The organism is Klebsiella sp. G-Nf4 (assembly GCF_002810615.1).
GTDB lineage: Bacteria > Pseudomonadota > Gammaproteobacteria > Enterobacterales > Enterobacteriaceae > Klebsiella > Klebsiella variicola.
The window spans coordinates 833,778-856,075 of record NZ_PION01000001.1; the positions used below are offsets into that span (position 1 = coordinate 833,778).

Sequence of the window (22,298 nt, forward strand, 5' to 3'; positions counted from 1 at the left end):
CAGGCCGTCCTCCCGGTTAGCGGGTTAAGCGAGCAACGGCGCGATCAAGGCGCACGAAGGCTTCCGCAATATCCGCCAGCGGGATATTGAGCGCCGGCGCGAAGCGCAGCACGTCCGGGCCGGCAATCAGGGCGATCAGCCCCTCTTCCGCCGCCAGGTTGGTCAACGTTTTGGCCTTGCCGCGCAGCGGCCCCGCCAGCTCAGCGCCGATCAGCAGACCGGTGCCGCGCACGGCGCTGAACGCATCGTAACGGGCAGAGATCGCATTCAACTGGTCAACAATCAGCGCATGGCGCTCGCCAACGCCCGCCAGCAGCGGCGCATCGAGATGGGCCAGCACGGCGTTAGCGACGGTCGCCGCCAGCGGGTTGCCGCCGAAGGTGGTGCCATGGGTGCCGGGCTGGAAGACCTGCGCCCAGGCCTCTTTCGCCAGCATCGCGCCGATTGGGAAGCCGCCCCCCAGCCCTTTGGCGCTGGTGAGGATGTCCGGGACGACGTTGTAGTGCTGGTAGGCGTAGAGATGGCCGGTACGGCCCGCCCCGGTCTGCACCTCATCGAATATCAGGGTCGCGTGATGGCGATCGCAGAGGGTGCGCAGCGCCTGGAGGAACGCCGGGTCAGCGGGTATCACGCCGCCTTCGCCGATGATCGGCTCGACGATCACCGCACAGGTGCGCGAAGAGATGGCCGCGGTGACCGCCTCGATGTCGTTATAGGGCAGATGGGTAATGCCCTGCGGCAGCGGAGCATAATCGCTGGAATATTTCGGCTGGCCGCCGACGGAGACGGTGAACAGCGTCCGGCCATGGAAGGCATGGTTGAAGGCGATGATTTCGCTTTTTTCACCACCAAACTTATCGTGAGCGTATTTCCGCGCCAGTTTGAGAGCGGCCTCGTTGGCTTCGGCGCCGGAGTTGCAGAAAAACACCTTATCGGCAAAGGTCGACTGCACGAGGGTTTTCGCCAGCTGCAGCACCGGCTCGTTGGTATAGCCATTGCCGATATGCCACAGTTTCGCCAGTTGATCCTGCAGGGCCTGAGCCAGCGCCGGATGGGCATGGCCTAAGGCATTCACCGCAATGCCGCCCGCCATATCGATATACTCTTTCCCCTGCTGGTCCCAGACGCGGGAACCCGCCGCCCTGACCGGAATAAACGGCGCGGGGGCAAAACAGGGAACCAGGTAAGCGTCAAAATCTTCGCGAGTCATAGTGCCTGACATCATTCATCTCCGGAACGTAAGACGACGGAAAACGCTCCCGCCGCGTTGGACAATCGACATTAACCCTGACCCTCGGCTTATTTTGGACACGAGCGCGCCCGCTGTGATGGCAAAAATATTCACCACAGGAAAAATAAGCCCTATTTATTTTGCGGATATTTGTTAATTCATGGTTAACGTCATGTTGTTGTGTGGGCTAATGCTGGCCTGTGAACAATAAGATTGTCAATACGGGTGGAAGCAATTTATTCACTTTTTGAAGATCATCAAGATAATGAAAAACATAGAAAAAATATTTTTCTATGCACTTAAGTGAATAAAAAGTGAATTAAAATGCACAGCTTGTAGGTGGTTGGCGTGCGTAGTTATTCACTTAAAAAATAAAAAATCTAACAAAAATTTAAAAATCGGAATTGCCGTCAAATACCGCTTTATAAAATTGGTGATACCATTCATTGCACAGAGTTTACTGCTGTAGCTATTCCACGGTTTTACACGACATAAATAACACTGAGAAACAGGACTCTTATGGAAAAGTTATCTTACGCATCTGAAAGTAGTACATCTCCATGGACCACCTACCTGCGCCAGATCGACCGTGTCGCGCCTTATCTCGGCGATCTTGCCTACTGGGTGGAAACCCTGCGCCATCCGAAGCGTGCGCTGATCGTCGACATTCCTGTGCAAATGGACGACGGCACCATCCGCCACTTCGAGGGCTATCGCGTTCAGCACAATCTGTCGCGTGGACCGGGTAAAGGTGGTGTTCGCTACCATCCGGATGTCGATCTTAACGAAGTCATGGCACTTTCTGCCTGGATGACCATTAAGTGCGCCGCGGTCAATATTCCTTACGGCGGGGCCAAAGGCGGCATTCGCGTCGACCCCTTCTCACTGTCAGAAGGTGAACTGGAGCGTCTGACCCGCCGCTACACCAGCGAAATCGGCATTATTATCGGGCCGCAGAAAGATATTCCGGCGCCGGACGTCGGCACCAACGGTAAAGTGATGGCATGGATGATGGACACCTACTCCATGAACCATGGCACCACCATTACCGGCGTGGTCACCGGCAAACCGATCCACCTCGGCGGCTCCCTCGGCCGTGAAAAGGCCACCGGGCGTGGCGTATTTGTCACCGGCCGGGAAGTGGCTCGTCGCGCCGGTATCGAAATTGAAGGCGCCAAAGTCGCGCTGCAGGGCTTTGGTAACGTCGGTAGCGAAGCAGCCCGCCTGTTCGCCGGCGTCGGCGCCCGCGTGGTGGTCATTCAGGATCATACCGCGACCCTGTATAACGAAGGCGGGATTGATATGGCCGCCCTCACCGCCTGGCAGGCGGAGAAAAAGCAGATTGCCGGTTTCCCTGGCGCCCAGGAGATCGATAAAGACGCCTTCTGGACCACCCCGATGGACATTCTGATCCCGGCGGCACTGGAAGGGCAAATCACCCGCGAGCGCGCGGAGAAGCTGACCTGCAAACTGGTGCTGGAAGGGGCCAACGGCCCAACCTATCCGGAAGCGGACGACGTGCTGGCCGAGCGCGGCGTGATCGTAGTGCCGGACGTTATCTGTAACGCCGGTGGGGTGACCGTCAGCTATTTTGAGTGGGTGCAGGATATGGCCAGCTTCTTCTGGAGCGAAGAAGAGATCAACGCCAAGATGGACCGCATCATGACCGACGCCATTATTCACGTCTGCGATAAAGCCGCCGAGAAAGCGTGTACGCTGCGTACCGCCGCCTATATCGTGGCCTGCGAGCGCATCCTGATGGCGCGTAAAGACCGCGGCATCTACCCGGGCTGATCCCCGTCAGGGTGTGAATCAGGGGGTGGCGTAGCGCCGCCCCCTTTTTTTCGCTATCGTGCCGTCAACCGCCGTTAGACCACAGCACCGGCCATCCCCGACGCTGCGACTCCGCCAGCAGCGCCGCGCACGGATTGACCGCGCAGGGGTTGCCAACCAGCGCGAGCAGCGGCAGATCCGAGATATGGTCCCCAAAGGCATAGCACGCCGCCAGCGGCTGGCCCCGTTCCTGCGCGTAGCGTTGAGCATGCAACGCCTTATGTTCGCCAATGGCGGTCCGCCAGAGTTCCCCGGTATAGTGTTCGTCAACCACCACCGGCTCTGAACACAGGGCATGCTCCACCCCCAGCGCCGCCATCGCCGGCCAGAGAATGTCGGTCATCGATCCGGAGACAAACACCACGTCATCCCCGCGCCCCTGATGTTGCCGGAGGATCGCCACCACCTCACGGTGAAAACCGTACCCACCTTCGCGATACAGTGCCTCAGCAACCGCCCGCACCTGGGCGCGCGGCTCATGGCGAAACAGCGAATAGTAGTAGCGATTGATCGCCTCCCGCGGTTGACCCGCTTTGCTAAGCGCCTGGAGCTGGCGGACAATCGCCGCGGCCGTCAAACCGCACTGCAGCGGATATTCCTCGGCATAGCGGTGCAGAAACAGGAACATACTTTTGCCGGTAATCAGCGTTTCATCCACGTCAAAAAAGGCGATGCTCATCCCCGTCCCCCTGCTCAATACTGACCAGATAATGTTGATGGCAGAGCGCCGCCTGCTCACACTCCTTACGAGTAATGTAGTTCAGGTCATAGACGCTGAAGCTAAAGCCGACTTCCGCTTTGCGGGTGCCGGTCTGGTCAAAACCGACCGAACACTCGCAGGTAAAGCGGCCGTGGGCTGAGCTTTTGCGCGACACCACATTCAGCACAATGGTCACCGGCAGCGGGAAAACAAAGCTGGAAAAAGCTACCTGCAGCGAGCTCAGCGTGAAGTACTTCTCGTCCATCGCCACGCCCGCCTCCGCCAGCAGAAATTTCTCCGAGGTGGCGATGATGGTTTGCCGCGCCGCCTCGATCAGCACCATCCCCTGGATGTGTTGCCCGGTCTGGTGGTCGCAAAGCAGCTCCGAGGCGTCCTGCAGGATCAGACGCGCGCAATAGCTATCTTCATCGCGTTTTTCCGGCGAGGTGATGAGGATGTTCTCTTTTTTACGTTTATGCACCAGCCGCTGATGATCGCGGTTGTTTTGATAATAGAGATCCTGCAGATTGACGATCTGGCGGATTTTATCCGGATAGTGCTGACGAATAATGCAGACCGTGCGGGAGATGTCGTCGAGCTGCACGCCCTGACCAATGACGATTTTATCGACGCCGGCGAGCTCGCCGCTCCAGACAAAACGCTCAAACTCGTTGACGGTCAGCACGTTCTGATGCCGCCGGGCAAAATCGGTAAATTTCTCACCCACCACAATTAATTTTTCCATGGCGCTTGTCTCCTCAGATCGTTTTCACAATTAACGCAATACCCATCCCACCGCCGATACACAGCGAGGCCAGGCCGGTCGGTTTATTCTCCCGGCGCAGCGCGTGCAGGAGGCTCACGACAATCCGGGTTCCGGAACTGCCGAGCGGGTGCCCGAGGGCAATCGCGCCGCCGTTGACGTTCAGGCGGGCGGCTATCTCCTCCGCCGTCATCTGATGCTCGCGGGCCAGCCCCTTGACCACCCCCAGCACCTGCGCGGCAAAGGCTTCGTTAATTTCCAGTCGCGCCATATCGCTGAGCTGAAAACGCCCGCGGCGCAGAGCGCACGTCATGGCCGGCAGCGGCCCAAGCCCCATCATCGCCGGGTCGACGCCGCCCTCGCCGAAGGCGACTATCTCAGCCAGCGGCCGCAGGCCGTACTGCGCAACGGCGCGCGCCGAGGCGAGGATCACTGACGCCGCGCCGTCGTTCAGCCCCGAGGCGTTGCCCGCCGTGACGCTCCCGTCGCGACGAAAAGCCGGTTTCAGCGCCGCCAGCTGGTCGGCGCTAAGGTCATGGCGGATCTGCTCATCCTCGCGGACCACGCTGACGCCCCGCTTCCCGCTGACCGTCACCGGCACTATCTCCTCGGCAAAATGGCCGGCGCGGCTGGCGGCGGAGGCTTTTTGATGGCTGTCCAGCGCGTACTGGTCCTGTTCTGCGCGCGAGATCTGCTCATGCGCGGCGATGGCCTCCGCCGTTTCCCCCATCGGAATATGCAACAGCGGATCGGTTAAGCCATCGCTCTGGATCAGATCCTCGCTGCTGAACGCGCCAAATTTCACGCCGCCCCTTATCTCTCCCCTCAGCAAAAACGGCGCCTGGCTCATGTTTTCCATCCCGCCAGCGACGACCAGGTCGGCATAACCGCTCTGGATATGGATCGCCCCCTCGGTAATACTTTTCATGCCGCTACCGCAGATCATATTCAGGGTGTAAGCCGGCTTTTGCACCGGGATCCCCGCCCGCAGCGCGACCTGACGCGCCGGCCCCATCCCCTGCCCGGCGGCGAGGACGCAGCCGCAGATCACTTCGTCAATCCACGCCGGGTCAATCCCGGCCTGCTGCAGGTTGTGGCGGACGGTGAGCGCGGCCAGTTCCACCGCAGAGACCGTTTTCAGGGCGCCAAGAAAACGCCCCACCGGCGTACGGCAGGCCGCGACGATATACACTTTATTCATGATTATTCCATTACGTAGAGCGAGGAAAGATACTGCGATGTCCCGGCTTCGCTGCCGGTAAAGCCCACATAGCCATCGGGATTGATCACCGCATAGTCATCGCGGCCAATCTGTAGCGCCTCGAGAAACGCCTCGTCCGCTGGGTCAAGGGCGCAGAATATAAACCAGCCGCCAGGTTTCAGGCGGGATAAGGGAGGACAGTCGACGCGCGCGGAAAAGACCACGACCTTACCGCTGGCGAAGGCGTCATAACTGTTGCGAAACGTCGCCTGCGGCGAGGTAAAGACGTACCACGGAACATGGTGGCCCATCAGGCCGTTCGGGTGAGCGCACTGCGGCGCGGCAAAGCCGGCGTACTGCAGCGGCAGCTGGTGGCGATAATAGTGACGATTGCAAAACTCCGGAAAGTAGACCGCGTCGATATGATTTTTCGGCACCAGACCGGCAATCAGGCCGGTATCGTGATCGGTGGCATGCAGCACGCCGCTCACCGCGGCGAAGCGCTCGGTGCGATAGGATGCCAGCAGCCGGTCGCTGGCGACGCCATGCAGGTAAAAGGCCAGCTTCCAGGCCAGGTTAATCGCATCCTGAATACCGGTATTCATCCCCTGCCCGCCAATCGGACTGAACAGATGGAAAGCATCGCCTGCCAGCATGATATTGTGCTGCAGATTGTCATCGGCGATCCGGTTATAGAAGTTGGCGCTAGAGGACCAGGTCAGCGCCTGCGCCGGAGGAACCTCGGGGCAGAAGCGCGCCAGCGCCACGTTGATCTCCTGCAGATCCGGCACCGGACGCGGCGACGGTAATCGACCGGCTCTTTTAATCACGATCCTGACCTGATTGTCCGGCATGGGCAGAAAGATCAGAAAGCCCAGCTCGTCAATATAGTAAGAGGTTCCCGGGAGCGTCGCCGCGCTGGCGAACTGCACGTCCGCCATTACAAAATGCAGCGGGTAATCATGGCCGCTAAAGCCAATCCCGGCCAGCTCCCGGACGGTGCTGGCCGCGCCGTCGGCGCCGATAATATAGTCATAGGTAGCGGAACAGGCCCGGCGGGCATCGTCGAGCAGAGAGACGTGATAGCGCCCTTCCTCCCGCCGCCAGGAGACCAGCTGATGTCCGCGTTTCACCAGTTGACCGGCCTCGGCCAGCGCCGTTTCAAGGATCTTCTCCGTCCGCGGCTGCGGGATACTGACATGGAAGGGATAGCAGGTGGGGAGATGGCGGTTATCAATATGCAGAAACTTGCGGTTTTTATACCAGGCGTAAATTGACTGAACCTGCTTGCCCTGGGCGGTCAGCTCCCCGGCAAGGGCTAAGCCGTGGAAGGCTTTAATCGTCGCCGGACTGACGCTCAGCGCTTTGGACCAGGTGGTGCTGTGTGTATTTTTATCAATAATATCAAAATCAATTCCATACTTATTCAGATAGCAGCCAATGATTAACCCTACCGGGCCGGCGCCAACAATGAGTACTTTTTTCACGATCGAGCCTCTCTGTATGCCCCCAGGGGGGCATACGCGTGTTGCCTGGGTGCAGGGTGAGTTAGGGGTAGATATCGTCGGCCAGACGGCGATCGCCGGCGACATTGCAGATATGCCAGTAGGGATAAGGCTTCTCTTTTTCGCTCACGCTGTTGAGGATCGCCGCCTCCTCGTCGCTCAGCGTCCAGTTCAGTGCCGCCAGGTTATCCTCCAGCTGGGCGAGTTTGGTCGCGCCGATCACCAGCGATGTGATCCCCGGGCGGGTACGCAACCAGTTGAGCGCCACCTGCGCCACGCTGGCGTTGCGCTGACGGGCAATCTCCTGCATCACTTCCAGAGTCTGCCAGGCTTGTTCGCGATTGGCGATCGGCGCCGACTCAAACGGGGTGGCGTTCGCCAGCCGACTGCCCTCAGGAAACGCCTGATTGCGAGGGTATTTACCGGTGAGGAAGCCCCCGGCCAGCGGGCTCCAGACGGTGATGCCGACGTTCTGATCGACGCTGAGCGGGATAATCTCATGCTCCAGTTCTCGCGCGGCGATATTGTAATAGCCCTGATAGACGCAGAATTTTTCCAGTCCGAGGCGCTCTGAGATCCCCAGCGCCTTCGCCAGCTGCCAGGCCGCGTAGTTGGAGACCCCGATGTAGCGAATTTTCCCGGCGCGAATCAACGCATCCAGCGTCCGCAGGGTATCCTCCAGCGCGGTGCGCGGATCGAACCCGTGGAGATGATAGATATCGATATAATCCGTTTTCAGCCGCTGCAGGCTGGCGTCGACGGCATTAATAATATGGTAGCGCGACGCCCCCAGCGCGTTCGGATTGGGGTCGGTCTGCCAGCGTCCTTTGGTGCCGATAATCACCTGCTGGCGTTTCCCCTTCAGCGCGTTACCGAGCAGCTCTTCGCCCTGGCCGTTTTTATAACAGTCCGCGGTATCAAAAAAGTTAATCCCGGCGTCCAGCGCTTTGTACACCAGATCGTATGCCGTATGCTCAGGCACCACGCCGAATTCCGACCAGTTGCGTCCCGGCGCGCCGAGAAAGGCCCCTTTTTCACCAAACGTCATGGCGCCAAAACAGAGCTCTGACACCGACAGCCCGGTGGAACCTAAATACCGATACTTCATGCTTGACTTCCTTTTAAAGGTGACAACGTCACACTAGCGATAACAAATCCGCTGGCGGTCAGGCATGCACCGGCCAGGGGAATATGCGAGAGGGAGACGCCGGCGGTGAGCAACAGCCCACCAAACCAGGCGCCAGCGGCATTGCCGAGGTTAAAGGCGGCGATATTGCACGAGGAGACCATGCTTTTGCCGGTCTCACTGCTGTCCAGCGCCTGCATCTGCAGCGGCGGAATGGTGGAGAACATCGCCGCCCCCAGCAGAAACACCGCCGCGCAGGCGCCGGGTAGCGTCTGAATGGCGAACGGAAAGAGGCACAGGACGACGATAAGCAAGGCCAGGGTCAGCAGCAGCGCCCGGCGGACCCCACCGTCGGTCAGGCGGCCGCCGAGGTGATTCCCGGCGACCATCCCGACGCCAAACAGCACCAGCACCGGTGGAATGAGATGTTCGCTCATCCCGGTGACGGTTTTCAGCATGGGCGCAATGTAGGTAAAGGCGGCGAAGACGCCGGAAAACCCGAGCGCGGTGATCAGCAGGCTGCGCAGCACCGTCGGATGGCGCAGCACCTTCAGCTCGTCGCGGATCCGACTCTGCACCGCCGGTTGGGCCTGACGGCCGGGCACCAGGGCAATGACTGCCAGGGCGGAAAGAATGCCAATCAGCGTGACCATAAAGAAGGTGTAGCGCCAGCCAAGGTATTGCCCTACCCAGGCGCCGAGGGGCACGCCCAGAATATTGGCCAGGGTGGCGCCGAGAAAGACGGCGGAGACCGCCGAAGCCCGTTTATCCACCGGCGCCAGCTCCGCGGCATAGACCGAACTGATGCCGAAGAATGAGGCGTGAGCTAAGGCGGTTATTACCCGGAAAATAATGAGCATGGTCATATTACCGGCAATACCGCAACCTAAATTACCGATGGAAAATAAGATCATCAGAAATAACAACGCTGGTTTTTTGGGGTAGCGGCTTAATAGCGGTGTGAGGAGCGGCGCGCCAATCACCACCCCACAGGCATAAGCGGTAATAGACCAGGCGGCAAGCGTAATGGATATATGAAAATCATGGGCCACATCAAGTAATAATCCCATAATCACAAATTCGGTGGTACCAATACCAAATGAGCCCACGGAAAGCGCATAAACTGCCGCAGGCAATCCCGCCGAACGGGAAACAGCAATAGTCATAAGTAACCTCATCTCCCGCCAGGACGGCGGGAGAATAGTATTCAGGGAGTTATTTTTCGATTAAGTTAAAGTCGCCCTGGTTATAGCGTAAGCCAGTGACGTTATCGGGAGTGAAAATATCTTCGATGGTGAGAATATCCTCAGGAGAGAGGGTAATATTGGCGGCTCCGGCATTATCACGCAGATGGGCAATTTTTCTCGCCCCCGGGATAGGCACGATATCCTCGCCTTTGCTCATGACCCAGGCAAGGGCAATCTGCGCAAGGGTCGCGTCATAGCGCGTGGCCACCTGCTGCAGGCGCTCAAGCAGCAGCTGGTTTTTGCGCATGGTCTCGGCCTGGAAGCGCGGCAGATTGCGGCGGAAATCATCCTCAGCGAAGACGCCAGGATCGGTGATTTTTCCCGTCAGGAAGCCGCGCCCCAGCGGGCTGTATGGGACAAAGCCCACCCCCAGCTCGCGGCAGGCGTTGAGAATACCGGCCTCCGGCTCGCGGGTCCACAGCGAGTATTCCGTCTGCACGGCGGTAATCGGATGCACCTTGCAGGCCCGGCGCAGCGTCTGGGCTGAGACTTCCGACAGTCCGATATGGCGAATTTTCCCCTCTTTAACCAGGTCGGCCATGGTGCCCACCACGTCTTCCACCGGCACCGCCGGATCGACGCGGTGCTGATAGAGCAGATCGATGGTCTCGATATTCAGCCGCTTCAGCGACCCTTCCACTGACTCGCGAATATGTTCCGGACGACTGTCAACGCCGGCCATCCGCTCCAGTCCCTGGCCGGTCGGCAAAATACGAAAACCAAACTTGGTGGCAATTTGCACCTTATCGCGGATACCTTTTATCGCTTTCCCGACAAGAACTTCATTATCGAAAGGACCATACACTTCGGCAGAATCCAGGAAGGTCACGCCCATGTCCACCGCGGCATGAATCGTATTAATCGCCTGCGACTCCTCGGCGCCGCCGTAGGCGAAACTCATTCCCATACACCCGAGACCCAATGCGGGAACCTGGAACTTCTCTTTTCCGAGATAACGTGTTTTCACCTTATTTTCCTTACGTGCTGAATGTTATTAAATATATACTTCCCTTTTACATTGATAACAATTAATCTATTCCGAACGCGGTGTTAGCTGGAAATTAACAATGAAAACCTTGCCGGATTTGCAACAAATTGAAATATTAATACTCATAGTGAAACATGGCAGTTTTCGCCAGGCCGCCAGGGCATTAAATCTTTCACCACCGGCCCTCACCAGCGCTATTAATCATCTGGAAGAAAAGTTAGGCGTGCGCCTGCTAAATCGCTCGACGCGCAGTTTGTCATTAACTGCCGTGGGTGAGGAATTTCTTAATAATATGACGCCGGTGGTCAATGATTATCGCCGGGTGGTTGACAGCCTGAATTATCATCGTCTGACGCCGGAAGGCGTAGTGAAAGTCAATTTACCGCGTATTGTTCTTGACCTGTTTTTTCAACACTATTTTATTGCCTTTAAAACCGCCTATCCCGATGTGACGCTCGAACTGTATACCACCGATCGGAAAGTCAATATTATTGAGTCCGGTTTTGACGCCGGTATTCGCTACTCGCAGGATGTGCCCAAAGATATGATTGCCATCCCCTTTGGCGAGAAGCTGTCGCTGATCCCGGTGGCCAGCCCGGCCTATATCCGCGAGGCCGGAGAGCCCAACACCCCGCAATCGCTGGTCAATTTCCGCTGCATCAACCGCTGTTTTCCCAGCGGCGAAAAGTACCGTTGGGAGTTTATTAGCCCCAGCGGGGAGCCTAGCGAAGTCACGGTCAGAGGCGATCTGGTCGTTGATTCCGATACGGCGATGATCCAGGCGGCGGAGAGCGGATTAGGCATCGCCTTTGTCTATCAGTCGCTGGTGACGCAGCAGCTGAGCACGGGCAGTCTGGTCCGTTTGTTACCCGACTACCACTATCCGGCAGACCATTTCTGCGTCTACTACCCGAGCCGGAAACATATTCCGGTGCCGCTGCGGGCCTTTATCACCTGGGTGATGGCGCAGAATAAGAACATCCTCAGTGAGTAAAGGGTTCGCGGGTTAACCCATCGCTATTTGCCACAATAAACGCACATACCGTTAACCACTTTTTTTCCTTCGCCTTGAATTATGGCAGTCGCCCGGCATAAACTCGTTAGAGCTCTAACGATATTGGCAGACGACCTATGGATAACCGACAGCTAAACTTCTCTCATCTTTTATACCTCACCGCCCATCACTGGCGGCTGGCGGTCAACCGTCGGCTGAAGGACCTTGGCCTGAGCCAGGCCAGTTGGGTGGCGGTCGCGGCCATTGCCCGCCACCCACAGCCGCTGTCGCAAAGCGAACTGGCGCAGGAGCTGGGGGTAGAGAGCCCGACCATTGTGCCGCTGATCAACCGGCTGGTCGCCCTCAGTCTGGTGGAGCGTGTCACCACCGCCAGCGATAAGCGTAAGCGGCTGCTGGTCGCCACCGAGCAGGGAATGGCGCTGTATGAGCAGGTCAAAACAGTGGCGGACGATCTGCGCGAGGAGATCCTGACGGCGATCACCCCGCAGGAGCGGGAACAAACTCAGCGAGTGCTGGAAAAGCTGTTGCGTGAAGTGGAGAAGAAATAATGCCCCGTCACCAGGGTAACCCCTACGCCCCGCATGACTGGGCGCCGCATGAAAAACCGGCCCTGCTCGGCTCGCCCTCGACGCCGCTGCACAGCCCGGCGAAACGTCTCGCCTATGGCGTGGTCGGCCTGCTGGTGTGCCTCACCGGCGCGCTGGGCAACGCGGTGGTCACCGCCAACCTGCAGCTGCTGCAGGGCACCTTCGCCGCCTGGTCGACCGAGATCGCCTGGCTGCCGGCGGTGTACGTCATGACCAACGTCTCCATCAACCTGCTGCTGGTGAAATTTCGCCAGCAGTTTGGGCTGCGCGCCTTTACCGAAGGCTTTCTGGTGCTCTATGTGCTGGTCACCTTTTTCCACCTGTTCGTCAACGATCTCAGCTCGGCGATAATGGTCCGCGCCGCCCACGGCATGGTGGCCGCAGCGCTCAGCTCGCTGGGGATCTACTACCAAGTGCAGGCCTGGCCCGCACGCCACCGCCTGAAAGGGCTGACCATCGGCATCACCGGCTCGTCACTGGCCATTCCGCTGGCGCGTCTCTTTTCCACCGAGCTGCTGCAGATCGATGAATGGCGCGGCCTTTACTTCTTTGAACTGGGGCTGGCGCTGGTGTCGCTGGCCTGCGTCATCGCGCTGAAACTGCCGCCGAGCGATCGTAAAAAGGTGTTCGAGAAGAAGGATTTTATCACCTTCTTTCTGTTGGCGCCCGGCATGGCGCTAGTGTGCGCCGTGCTGTCGCTGGGGCGGCTCGAGTGGTGGTTTGAAGCGCCATGGATCGGCTGGTCGCTGGCGGCCGCCGTGGTACTGATCGTCGCCGCTATCGCCTTTGAGCATAACCGCAGCAATCCCCTGCTCAATACCAAATGGCTCTCCAGCGGCAGCATCGTACGCCTCGGCCTGATTATGCTGCTGATCCGCATCGTGCTGGCGGAGCAGAACACCGGGGTCATCGGCTGGTTGCAGTACGTTGGCCTGCAAAACGAACAGATGACTAACCTCGCGTGGTCTATTTTCGCCGGCATTCTGTGCGGGATCATCGCCAGCTGTCTGACGCTCAACCCGCAGAAGCTCTACTGGCCGACCGCCACCGCCCTGGCGCTGATCATGGTAGCCTCGCTGCTCGACAGCCAGTCCAACGCCCTCACCCGTCCGGAACAATTAATGTTCAGCCAGTTTTTACTTGGCTTCGGCAGCGCCTTCTTCCTGGCCCCGGCGATGCTCGCCGGCATTGGCGGCGTGTTTGCCGATCCGCGCAACCTGGTCAGCTTCTCGGTGCTATTCGGCATGAGCCAGAACATCGGCGGCCTGCTGGGGTCGGCGATCCTCGGCACCTTCCAGACCTGGCGGGAAAAATTTCATTCCAGCCAGCTGGCGGACCAGATAACCACCCTGAACCCGCTGATCGTCGAGCGGCTGCAGCAGTACAGCCAGATGTACCAGAGCCAGATCGGCGACAGCACCCTGCTTAACGTCCAGGCCACCACTTTGCTGCAAAACGCCGCGACGCTGCAGGCCAATATTCTCGCCTGGAATGACACCTATCTGCTGACGGCGGCGATCTCCGCCGGCACATTAGTGTGGGTTTTCTGGCGCTTAATTCGCTTACGACTGACCGCCCGTATCGCCTTAAAACGCGCCACCGGCAGCAAATAATTATCATCATTTCATCTCTGGAGTCGTTATGAGTCAGCAGGATGCGGCCAAACAACAGGCCAACACCCGGAACAACATTCGCGTGGTCTCCATTTTTTCCGCCGCGGCGATAGGTCTCGTCGGCGTACTGGTGATCCTTTACGCCTGGCAACTGCCGCCGTTCACCCGGCATAGCCAATTTACCGACAACGCCTATGTGCGCGGGCAGACCACCTTTATCAGCCCGCAGGTCAACGGCTACATCACTGCCGTCAACGTCAAAGATTTCGCGATTGTCGAGCCGGGCGAGGTGCTGTTCCAGATAGACGATCGCATCTATAAGCAGCGGGTGCATCAGGCTCAGGCTACGCTGGCGATGAAGGAGGCCGCGCTGCGCAACAACCTGCAGCAGCGCAAAAGCGCCGAGGCGACGATCGCCAAAAATGAAGCCGCGCTGCAAAACGCCCGCGCGCAGAATCTGAAAATCCAGGCTGATTTAAAACGGGTGCAGGAGCTGACTGCCGATGGTTCGCTGTCGATCCGCGAGCGTGATTCGGCGCGCGCCAGCGCGGCGCAAGGGGCTGCGGATATTGAACAGGCGAAAGCGGCGCTGGAGATGTCGCGCCAGGACCGTGAATCGACCATCGTCAATCGCGATTCGCTGGAAGCCGACGTCGCCAGCGCCAAAGCCGCCCTCGAGCTGGCGCAGATTGACCTGCAGAATACGCAGATCATCGCCCCCACCGGCGGCCAGCTGGGTCAGATTTCGGTGCGTCTTGGCGCCTACGTCAGCGCCGGAACCCATCTGACTTCGCTGGTCCCGCCGCAGCACTGGGTGATCGCCAACCTGAAAGAGACCCAGCTGGCCGATGTGCGTCTCGGTCAGCCGGTGACCTTCACCGTCGACGCGCTCAACGGCGAGCGTTTCCACGGCAAGGTGCAGAGCATCTCCCCGGCGACCGGGGTGGAATTCAGCGCCATCTCACCGGACAACGCCACCGGCAACTTCGTCAAGATCGCCCAGCGGATCCCGGTGCGCATTACGGTCAACGACGGGCAGAAGTACAGCGAACACCTGCGTCCCGGTATGTCGGTGCAGGTGACCATTGATACCCGCGCGGAGAAACAGCCATGATCCGCCCGGTCACCCTTGCCCTCGCCCTGGCGCTGGTCGGCTGTCAGTCCGCCGACGTGCAGCAGGCGCAACCGACGCTCACCATCCCTGCCGCCTGGCGGGCCGACGTTGGCCCTGCCAGCCCGGTGGAAGGCGTCTGGTGGCGTAATTTCCATGACAGCACGCTCAATCAGTATGTCGACCGGGCGCTGCGCTATAACAGCGATGTGCTGATCGCCCGGGAGCGGGTGAATGAGTATCAGGCGCGGGCCTATGCCGCCGACAGCAGCCTTTTCCCCTCGCTGGACGCCAGCCTGACCGGCACCCGCGCCCGCGCGCAGTCCGCCGCCACCGGCCTGCCAATCCATAGCACGCTGTACAAAGGCGGCCTGACCGCCAGCTATGACGTCGATATCTGGGGAGCGAACCGCAGCGCGGCCAGCGCCGCCGGGGCCAGCCTCGAGGCGCAAAAAGCCGCTGCAGCCGCGGCCAATTTGAGCGTCGCCAGCTCGGTGGCCGTCGGCTACGTGACGCTGTTGTCGCTGGATGAGCAGCTGCGGGTTACCCAGCAGACGCTGAAATCACGGGAAGACGCGTGGCGCCTGGCCAAACGTCAGTTTGAAACCGGGTATACTTCACGCCTTGAGCTGATGCAGGCAGATTCGGAGCTGCGCTCAACGCGGGCGCAGATCCCGCCGCTACAGCACCAGATTGCGCAGCAGGAAAATGCGCTCAGCGTGCTGCTGGGTGATAACCCCGGCGCGGTAAAACGCGGCGAGTTCGCCCAGCTCACTCCGCTGCGTCTGCCGTCGCAACTGCCGTCCACCTTACTCAACCGCCGCCCGGATATCGTACAGGCTCAGCGTCAGCTGGTGGCCGCCGATGCCACCCTGGCCTCGTCGCAGGCGCAGCTGCTGCCGTCTATCAACCTCACCGCTACCGGCAGCATGCAGGATCGTACACTGCCGGACCTGCTGGACAACCCGCTGCGGCTGTGGAGCGTCGGCGGCAGTATTCTGGCGCCGCTGCTTAACCGCCAGGCGTTAAATGCCCAGGTGGATGTCTCCATGGCCCAGCGCAACCAGGCGCTCTATAGCTACGAGAAAACGGTGCGCGGCGCGTTCAAAGAGGTGAATGACAGCCTTGACGCCATTAGCCGCTACGGCGAACAGCTGGCCGAACTGCAGGGGCAGGTGGCGGTGGCGGAGGAAACATTGCGCATTGCGCAGAATCGCTACCGTAACGGCTACTCTTCGTATCTGGATGTGCTCGATGCCCAGCGAACGCTGTTCTCCACCCAGCTTAGCGTAGTGCAGGTGAAGAACAACCTGCTGCTGGCGCAGATCGATCTTTACCGGGCGCTGGGAGGCGGCTGGATGAACGCGTGAATCCCCTGTGCGCGCCGGTCCACAACCGTGGAGAGCGCAGAAACCCATATTCAGGCCGGTGTAGCGCAGCGCTACCCGGCAACAACCACCAGGGAGTCAATCTATGCAACAACAGTGGTCTGCCGTCGATAATTTCATGATTTCTTCGCTTATTCCTGAAGATGACATACTGAGTCAGGTACTGGAAAACAACAAACGCGCCGGGCTACCTGAACATGATGTTGCGGCCAATCAGGGGCAACTTCTGGCGCTGTTGGTGCGCATAACGCAGGCGCGGCGGATCCTGGAAATTGGCACGCTCGGCGCCTATAGCGCTATCTGGATGGCGCGCGCGCTGCCCGCCGACGGAAAGCTGATTACCCTCGAGGCCGATCCTGGCCATGCCGGGGTGGCGCGCCAGAATATCCGCCTTGCGGGGCTAAACGAGCGCATTGAACTCATTGAAGGACCGGCGCTGAACACGCTGGAAAATTTCGCGAATGTGCAGCCGTTCGACCTGATCTTTATTGATGCCGATAAACCTAATAATCCTCGCTATCTGGAGTGGGCGCTGCACTATTCGCGCCCCGGGACGCTGATCGTGGGCGATAACGTGGTGCGCGATGGCGAAGTGATTAACGGACAAAGCGATGATGCGCGCGTGCAGGGCGTGCGTCGGTTTATCGAAATGATCGGGGATAACCCGCGGCTCACTGCCACCGCGCTGCAGACGGTGGGCATCAAGGGATGGGATGGGTTTACGCTGGCGCTGGTGAATGGGTAAGATCCTGGCGGCCTGATGCCCTCATCCCGGCCCTCTCCCCCAGGGAGAGGGAGAAAACCCGCGCCGGGACGCGTCACCAGCGGCATTCGTCCGCTGACGATCATTGGGGATAATACGTATACTGATAGTGCAGAGACGCGTCGCTTTTTCCGCCGTATCCTTCATGCTCGCCATATTCCCCGGTACAGTTCCCCTCGGGGTCCCAGCCTAAACAGCGCGACTGGTGTTTTGTACTATACGTGGTGGTTCTTTCCTCGGATAACCACCGCCCTTTTTCATCCCAACGCAGCGTCGTGGTCGCATCCGAGTCGGCAATGCGGCTTAAATGCCCTTCCGCGTAGTGATAATTGACAACAAGCATGGCCATCATGCCGCCATTGACCGTTTTACGCGCCAGCCGGTGGCGGTCGTCATAGTGATAGGTGGTTGTGCTCATGGCTTTGGGCGGTTGCTGCGACACGAGTAGATTATCTGAACGTACAATGCGCCCGAGATTATCGGTATAAAACTGAGTGCGTATAATCATCTTGCTGATATTTCCCGTCGCGCTCCGGGTCTGTCGGATATATTCCCGCATCCATCCTTTATCATTTCGCCAGTGAACATTATCTCTGACTATCGTGGAGTCATTCGCGGTATTAAAGGTTTTTGCTCGCTCGTAACTTTCCAGCCGACGGCACTGGGCAAAACGAAGGGTGCCAGACTCGTTATTTTTGCTACCGACGATTTGCACGCTCTGCACCTCGCCAGTCAGCGGCGTAAGATAGGTCAAAATAAAAAAATTGGCATCGTTGATCGCCCGCGGTGTTTCATCACAGGAGAAAGCGTCAATGAAGGGTTTACACGCCGTAATAACAAGAATTGCCGACACCAGCATAAATAGTCTGTACATAGCCATCATGGTAAAAATAGACTCCGTGTCCTGTTTATCCGGCAAAGCGAGGATAAAAATACGCCAATAAAGCAGGTTCCCCAAGCCACCGGGGCGATTTTCAGAATCCGTTAATTTTACGACCGGGATAACCGGTATGGGTCACATCAGGGACGGGAAGATTATCGGGTACGGCGTACTGATGAGTATCAGCCTCAGGATATGCCCCCGCCCGGCAAGCACAGCGCCACCGGGCGGGGGGAAGGAGGGGATTACGGCGTGATCTGCTCCATCGCCTGCAGGACGCGTTTGTCCGAGATAGGATACGGGGTGCCCAGCTGCTGGGCGAAGAAGCTCACCCGCAGTTCCTCGATCATCCAGCGGATCTCCCGAACATCGTCGTCCTCACGGCGGTTCGGCGGCAGCTTATTCAGCCACTGCTGCCACGCCTGCTGCACGCTCTCAATTTTCAGCATTTGTGCGCGATCGCGGTGCGGATCGATAGCCATCTTCTCCAGACGCTTTTCAATCGCCTGCAGATAGCGCAGCGTATCGCCAAGACGGCGGAAGCCGTTGCCGGTGACAAAACCGCGATACACCAGGCCCGCCATCTGCGCTTTGATATCCGACAGCCCCAGCGCCATGGTCATATCCACGCGGCCTTTCAGCCGTTTGTTGATATTGAACACCGCGGTGAGGATCTGCTCGACCTGTTTGGCGATCTCCACCACCGTGTCGTTGAGCTCGGCTCGCACTTTATCGTGCAGCTGACTGAAGCCCTCTTCCGTCCACACCGGACCACCCGCCTCGTCGATAAGCTTATCAACGCCGCAGGAGATGCAATCGTCAATCAGATCCAGCACTTTGCCGTACGGATTAAAATAGAGCCCAAGCTTGGCTTTATTTGGCAGTTTCTCGTGCAGATACTTAATCGGCGACGGGATGTTGAGCAGCAGCAGGCGACGCAGACCGCGCCACATGGCCTGCTGCTGTTCCTGTGGATTATCAAACAGCTTGATGGCCACGCTGTCGCGCTCGTCCACCAGCGCCGGCCAGGCTTTCACCTTATAGTTGCCGCGCTTCTGTTCGTAACTTTCCGCCAGCGTGCCAAAGCTCCAGATATGCAGCCCGCTCTGCTCGATGCCGTCATCGGCCACCGCCGACAGCGTCTCCTGAACTTTGCCCTTTAGCGCGTCTTTCAACGCCTGCAGCGAGCGCCCTTCCTGCAGCTTCTTGTTTTTGTCATCCACCACCCGGAAGGTGATTTTCAGGTGATCGGGCACCTGATCCCACTGCCAGGCCTCGCGGTCGATGGTCACGCCGGTCATCTTACGCAACTCACGCTCCAGCGAATCAAGCAGCGGCAGCTCAAGCGGCGTCGCCCTGCCGAGAAACGCTTCCGCATAGTTAGGGGCCGGGACGAAATTGCGCCGCACCGGCTTCGGCAGCGATTTTATCAGCGCGATAATCAGCTCGCGACGCAGGCCGGGGATCTGCCATTCAAACCCGGCCTCCTCCACCTGATTCAGCAGCGGCAGCGGAATATGCACCGTCACGCCATCGGCATCGGCGCCCGGTTCAAACTGGTAGCTAAGCCGCAGCTTGAGGTTGCCCTGATGCCAGAAGTTCGGGTAGTCCAGCTTGCTGACCTGCTCCGCCCCCTCTTTAATCAGCATGCTCTTTTCAAAATTGAGCAAGTCTGGCGTTTCGCGGCTGGCCTGCTTCCACCAGGCATCAAAATGACGGGCGGAGATGACGTCGTGGCTAATGCGCTGGTCGTAGAACTCGAACAGGGTTTCGTCATCCACCAGAATGTCGCGGCGGCGCGATTTATGCTCCAGCTCTTCGATTTCCGCCCGCAGCTTCAGGTTTTCCCGGAAGAAGGCATGCCGCGTCTGCCAGTCGCCCTCCACCAGCGCGTGGCGGATAAACAGTTCGCGGCACAGCGCCGGGTCGATCTGGCTGTAGTTGACCTTGCGTGCGCCAACGATCGGCAGGCCGTAGACGGTGACCTTCTCCGTCGCCATCACCGCGCCCTGCGCCCGCTCCCAGTGCGGTTCGCTGTATGAGCGCTTGATCAGGTGCTGCGCGACCGGCTCAACCCACTCCGGCTCAATGCGGGCGGCGATGCGCCCCCACAGCCGGCTGGTTTCCACCAGTTCCGCCACCATCGTCCATTTTGGCGGCTTTTTAAACAAACCGGAACCCGGGAAGATGGAGAAGCGGGCGTTGCGCGCGCCGGTAAACTCCTGCTTATCGGCATCCTTCATGCCGATGTGCGACAGCAAACCGGTCAGCAACGCGGTATGGATCTCGCGATATTCCGCCGGCTCGCTGTTGATCGGCAGGCCGAGCTCTTTCACCACCTGGCGCAACTGGGTGTAGATGTCCTGCCACTCGCGCACGCGTAGATAGTTAAGAAAATCGACCCGGCACTGGCGGCGGAACTGATTCGACGACAGCGCCTTCTGCTGCTCGCCAAGGTAGTTCCACAGATTGACGAAGGCGAGGAAATCGGACTCTTTATCATGGAAGCGGCGGTGTTTTTCATCCGACGCTTGCTGCTTATCCATCGGCCGCTCGCGCGGGTCCTGAATCGACAGCGCGGAGGTGATGATCATCGCTTCCCGCACGCAGCCGTGCTTCTGCGCCTCCAGCACCATGCGCGCCAGACGCGGATCCACCGGCAGCTGGCTGAGCTGGCGGCCCATCGGCGTTAGCTTATAGGCGGTGGCCTGCTCATCGGTGGTGATGGCGCCCAGCTCTTCCAGCAGGCGCACGCCGTCCTGGATATTGCGCTTATCCGGCGCTTCGACAAACGGGAAGGCGGCGATATCGCCTAAGCCCAGGGCGGTCATCTGCAGGATGACCGACGCCAGGTTGGTACGCAGAATTTCCGGGTCAGTAAACGCCGGGCGCGACAGGAAATCGTCTTCCGAATAAAGACGAATACAGATCCCTTCCGAAACGCGGCCGCAGCGGCCCTTACGCTGGTTGGCGGACGCCTGGGAAACCGGCTCGATAGGCAGGCGCTGCACCTTGGTGCGGTAGCTGTAACGGCTGATACGCGCAGTACCGGGATCGATAACGTATTTAATGCCCGGCACGGTCAGCGAGGTTTCCGCCACGTTGGTCGCCAGCACGATGCGTCGTCCGCTGTGCGGCTGGAAGACGCGGTTCTGCTCGCTGTTGGACAAACGAGCGTACAGCGGCAGCACTTCGGTATGGCGCAGATCCAGTTTATTCAGCGCATCGGCGGTATCGCGAATCTCCCGCTCACCGCTCATAAAGATCAGAATATCACCGGGCCCTTCGCGCCCCAGCTCGTCGACCGCATCAAAAATCGCCTGTAACTGATCGCGCTCGGTGTCGTCCGCCTCTTCCACTATCGGCCGGTAGCGAACTTCCACCGGGTAAGTCCGCCCGGAGACTTCGATAATGGGCGCATGATTGAAATGCTTTGAGAAACGTTCCGGGTCGATGGTCGCCGAGGTAATGATGATTTTCAGGTCCGGGCGGCGCGGCAGGAGCTCTTTCAGATAGCCGAGCAGAAAATCAATGTTCAGACTGCGCTCGTGCGCTTCATCGATAATGATGGTGTCGTACTGCATCAGCAGGCGATCCTGCTGGATCTCCGCCAGCAGAATACCGTCGGTCATCAGCTTGACCATGGTGTTGTCGCTGACGTGATCGCTAAAGCGGACTTTATAGCCGATGCAACCGCCCGGCTCCGTTTGCAGCTCCTCGGCGATACGGTTGGCGACGGTTCGCGCGGCCAGACGACGCGGCTGGGTATGACCGATGAGTCCTTTCAGCCCGCGCCCCAACTCCATGCAGATTTTGGGCAACTGGGTGGTTTTGCCCGAACCGGTCTCCCCGGCGACAATCACCACCTGGTGGTCGCGCACCGCCTCGAGAATCTCTTGTTTTTTCTGGCTAACCGGCAGGTTTTCCGGATAGGTGATGGCCGGACGCGCCGCTTCGCGCAGCAGGACTTTACCGGCTGCCTGGCTTATCTCCTGCGCCATCTCCTGCAGAATGGCCTGTTGCGATTCAGGATTTTTAACCTTCTTCACACCGTGCAGACGGCGGGCAAAGCGCGTTTTATCGCGCAGCATCAGGCCGTCGAGCTGTTGATAAAGCTGGGGGAAGGTGATTTTTTGTTGTTCTGTCATAGCGTTATCGGGCAGAGCTCTGCCGGGAAAATCTCTTTTGAAGTATTGCCTTAGAGTACCACATCTGTGTCATTCGCGCCTTGTTCAAAAAATCTGAACGTAGGATTCGATATATTGCGCTATCTCTGTGGCGCGATTGTGAATACAGTGTCAACAAGCACCAGGGCATTGACCCGTCAATCACATTAAAAAAGGAAAC

Annotated in this window: 16 protein-coding genes and 2 pseudogenes; 8 read left to right on the forward strand and 10 right to left on the reverse strand. The window is 58.9% G+C overall.

Annotation, left to right across the window (positions count from 1 at the left end):
• Positions 1–16: 16 nt before the first annotated feature.
• Positions 17–1,222 (reverse strand): bifunctional succinylornithine transaminase/acetylornithine transaminase, encoded by a 1,206-nt coding sequence (locus tag CWM57_RS04150; protein WP_012968351.1) that lies wholly within the window; start codon positions 1,220–1,222, stop codon positions 17–19.
• Positions 1,223–1,391: 169 nt separating this feature from the next.
• On the opposite strand from CWM57_RS04150, the pseudogene CWM57_RS27415 reads away from it, so the two are divergent.
• Both CWM57_RS27415 and CWM57_RS04155 read left to right on the forward strand, forming a co-directional pair.
• Positions 1,392–1,538: pseudogene (locus CWM57_RS27415) on the forward strand (hypothetical protein).
• 212 nt (positions 1,539–1,750) lie between these two features.
• Entirely contained in the window at positions 1,751–3,025 is a 1,275-nt protein-coding gene (locus CWM57_RS04155; RefSeq protein ID WP_008805096.1) for a Glu/Leu/Phe/Val family dehydrogenase, read from the forward strand.
• Positions 3,026–3,089: 64 nt separating this feature from the next.
• Here the strand turns inward: CWM57_RS04155 and CWM57_RS04160 are convergent, their stop codons facing one another.
• From CWM57_RS04160 to CWM57_RS04190, 7 genes are all read right to left on the reverse strand, one after another.
• Complete coding sequence (locus CWM57_RS04160) at positions 3,090–3,743, reverse strand: HAD family hydrolase (RefSeq protein WP_012968352.1); 654 nt, start codon at positions 3,741–3,743, stop codon at positions 3,090–3,092.
• Positions 3,724–4,509, reverse strand: coding sequence for an AfsA-related hotdog domain-containing protein (locus CWM57_RS04165; RefSeq protein WP_012541915.1), 786 nt, complete (start codon positions 4,507–4,509; stop codon positions 3,724–3,726). Before CWM57_RS04165 ends, CWM57_RS04160 begins: the two co-directional genes overlap by 20 nt.
• Positions 4,510–4,522: 13 nt before the next feature.
• Positions 4,523–5,728, reverse strand: coding sequence for an acetyl-CoA C-acyltransferase (locus CWM57_RS04170; protein WP_012968353.1), 1,206 nt, complete (start codon positions 5,726–5,728; stop codon positions 4,523–4,525).
• Between the two features lie 2 nt (positions 5,729–5,730).
• Positions 5,731–7,215: an FAD-dependent oxidoreductase gene (locus CWM57_RS04175; RefSeq protein ID WP_012968354.1), complete on the reverse strand. Its 1,485-nt coding sequence runs from the start codon at positions 7,213–7,215 to the stop codon at positions 5,731–5,733.
• A 61-nt stretch (positions 7,216–7,276) separates the two neighbouring features.
• On the reverse strand, positions 7,277–8,341 hold the full coding sequence (locus CWM57_RS04180) for an aldo/keto reductase (protein ID WP_008805101.1): 1,065 nt from the start codon (positions 8,339–8,341) through the stop codon (positions 7,277–7,279).
• On the reverse strand, positions 8,338–9,525 hold the full coding sequence (locus CWM57_RS04185) for an MFS transporter (protein ID WP_008805102.1): 1,188 nt from the start codon (positions 9,523–9,525) through the stop codon (positions 8,338–8,340). The genes CWM57_RS04180 and CWM57_RS04185 overlap by 4 nt, the downstream gene beginning before the upstream one ends.
• 49 nt (positions 9,526–9,574) lie before the next feature.
• Complete coding sequence (locus CWM57_RS04190) at positions 9,575–10,573, reverse strand: aldo/keto reductase (RefSeq protein WP_074386001.1); 999 nt, start codon at positions 10,571–10,573, stop codon at positions 9,575–9,577.
• Between the two features lie 100 nt (positions 10,574–10,673).
• On the opposite strand from CWM57_RS04190, the gene CWM57_RS04195 reads away from it, so the two are divergent.
• The 6 genes and pseudogenes from CWM57_RS04195 (at position 10,674) to CWM57_RS04220 (ending at position 17,053) form a co-directional block, all read left to right on the forward strand.
• Positions 10,674–11,588 (forward strand): LysR family transcriptional regulator, encoded by a 915-nt coding sequence (locus CWM57_RS04195; protein WP_100675661.1) that lies wholly within the window; start codon positions 10,674–10,676, stop codon positions 11,586–11,588.
• 137 nt (positions 11,589–11,725) lie between these two features.
• Positions 11,726–12,157: a MarR family winged helix-turn-helix transcriptional regulator gene (locus CWM57_RS04200; protein ID WP_100675662.1), complete on the forward strand. Its 432-nt coding sequence runs from the start codon at positions 11,726–11,728 to the stop codon at positions 12,155–12,157.
• Positions 12,157–13,809: pseudogene (locus tag CWM57_RS04205) on the forward strand (MFS transporter). The gene CWM57_RS04200 and the pseudogene CWM57_RS04205 overlap by 1 nt, the downstream one beginning before the upstream one ends.
• Before the next feature lie 28 nt (positions 13,810–13,837).
• Entirely contained in the window at positions 13,838–14,923 is a 1,086-nt protein-coding gene (locus CWM57_RS04210; RefSeq protein ID WP_100675664.1) for an HlyD family secretion protein, read from the forward strand.
• Positions 14,920–16,290: an efflux transporter outer membrane subunit gene (locus CWM57_RS04215; RefSeq protein WP_100675665.1), complete on the forward strand. Its 1,371-nt coding sequence runs from the start codon at positions 14,920–14,922 to the stop codon at positions 16,288–16,290. The genes CWM57_RS04210 and CWM57_RS04215 overlap by 4 nt, the downstream gene beginning before the upstream one ends.
• Before the next feature lie 103 nt (positions 16,291–16,393).
• Entirely contained in the window at positions 16,394–17,053 is a 660-nt protein-coding gene (locus CWM57_RS04220) for an O-methyltransferase (RefSeq protein ID WP_032754220.1), read from the forward strand.
• A gap of 100 nt (positions 17,054–17,153) precedes the next feature.
• On the opposite strand, the gene CWM57_RS04225 is transcribed toward CWM57_RS04220, so the two are convergent.
• Entirely contained in the window at positions 17,154–17,954 is an 801-nt protein-coding gene (locus CWM57_RS04225; protein WP_227520634.1) for a hypothetical protein, read from the reverse strand.
• Between the two features lie 242 nt (positions 17,955–18,196).
• Positions 18,197–22,099: an ATP-dependent RNA helicase HrpA gene (hrpA, locus tag CWM57_RS04230; RefSeq protein WP_100675666.1), complete on the reverse strand. Its 3,903-nt coding sequence runs from the start codon at positions 22,097–22,099 to the stop codon at positions 18,197–18,199.
• Positions 22,100–22,298: the final 199 nt, after the last annotated feature.

Excerpts from the sequence above, each read along its gene's own strand:
- CWM57_RS04150 (WP_012968351.1), bottom strand. The coding sequence starts at position 1,222 with ATGTCAGGCACTATGACTCGCGAAGATTTTGACGCTTACCTGGTTCCC.
- CWM57_RS04155 (WP_008805096.1), top strand. The coding sequence starts at position 1,751 with ATGGAAAAGTTATCTTACGCATCTGAAAGTAGTACATCTCCATGGACC.
- CWM57_RS04160 (WP_012968352.1), bottom strand. The coding sequence starts at position 3,743 with ATGAGCATCGCCTTTTTTGACGTGGATGAAACGCTGATTACCGGCAAA.
- CWM57_RS04165 (WP_012541915.1), bottom strand. The coding sequence starts at position 4,509 with ATGGAAAAATTAATTGTGGTGGGTGAGAAATTTACCGATTTTGCCCGG.
- CWM57_RS04170 (WP_012968353.1), bottom strand. The coding sequence starts at position 5,728 with ATGAATAAAGTGTATATCGTCGCGGCCTGCCGTACGCCGGTGGGGCGT.
- CWM57_RS04180 (WP_008805101.1), bottom strand. The coding sequence starts at position 8,341 with ATGAAGTATCGGTATTTAGGTTCCACCGGGCTGTCGGTGTCAGAGCTC.
- CWM57_RS04185 (WP_008805102.1), bottom strand. The coding sequence starts at position 9,525 with ATGACTATTGCTGTTTCCCGTTCGGCGGGATTGCCTGCGGCAGTTTAT.
- CWM57_RS04195 (WP_100675661.1), top strand. The coding sequence starts at position 10,674 with ATGAAAACCTTGCCGGATTTGCAACAAATTGAAATATTAATACTCATA.
- CWM57_RS04200 (WP_100675662.1), top strand. The coding sequence starts at position 11,726 with ATGGATAACCGACAGCTAAACTTCTCTCATCTTTTATACCTCACCGCC.
- CWM57_RS04210 (WP_100675664.1), top strand. The coding sequence starts at position 13,838 with ATGAGTCAGCAGGATGCGGCCAAACAACAGGCCAACACCCGGAACAAC.
- CWM57_RS04215 (WP_100675665.1), top strand. The coding sequence starts at position 14,920 with ATGATCCGCCCGGTCACCCTTGCCCTCGCCCTGGCGCTGGTCGGCTGT.
- CWM57_RS04220 (WP_032754220.1), top strand. The coding sequence starts at position 16,394 with ATGCAACAACAGTGGTCTGCCGTCGATAATTTCATGATTTCTTCGCTT.
- CWM57_RS04225 (WP_227520634.1), bottom strand. The coding sequence starts at position 17,954 with ATGATGGCTATGTACAGACTATTTATGCTGGTGTCGGCAATTCTTGTT.
- hrpA (WP_100675666.1), bottom strand. The coding sequence starts at position 22,099 with ATGACAGAACAACAAAAAATCACCTTCCCCCAGCTTTATCAACAGCTC.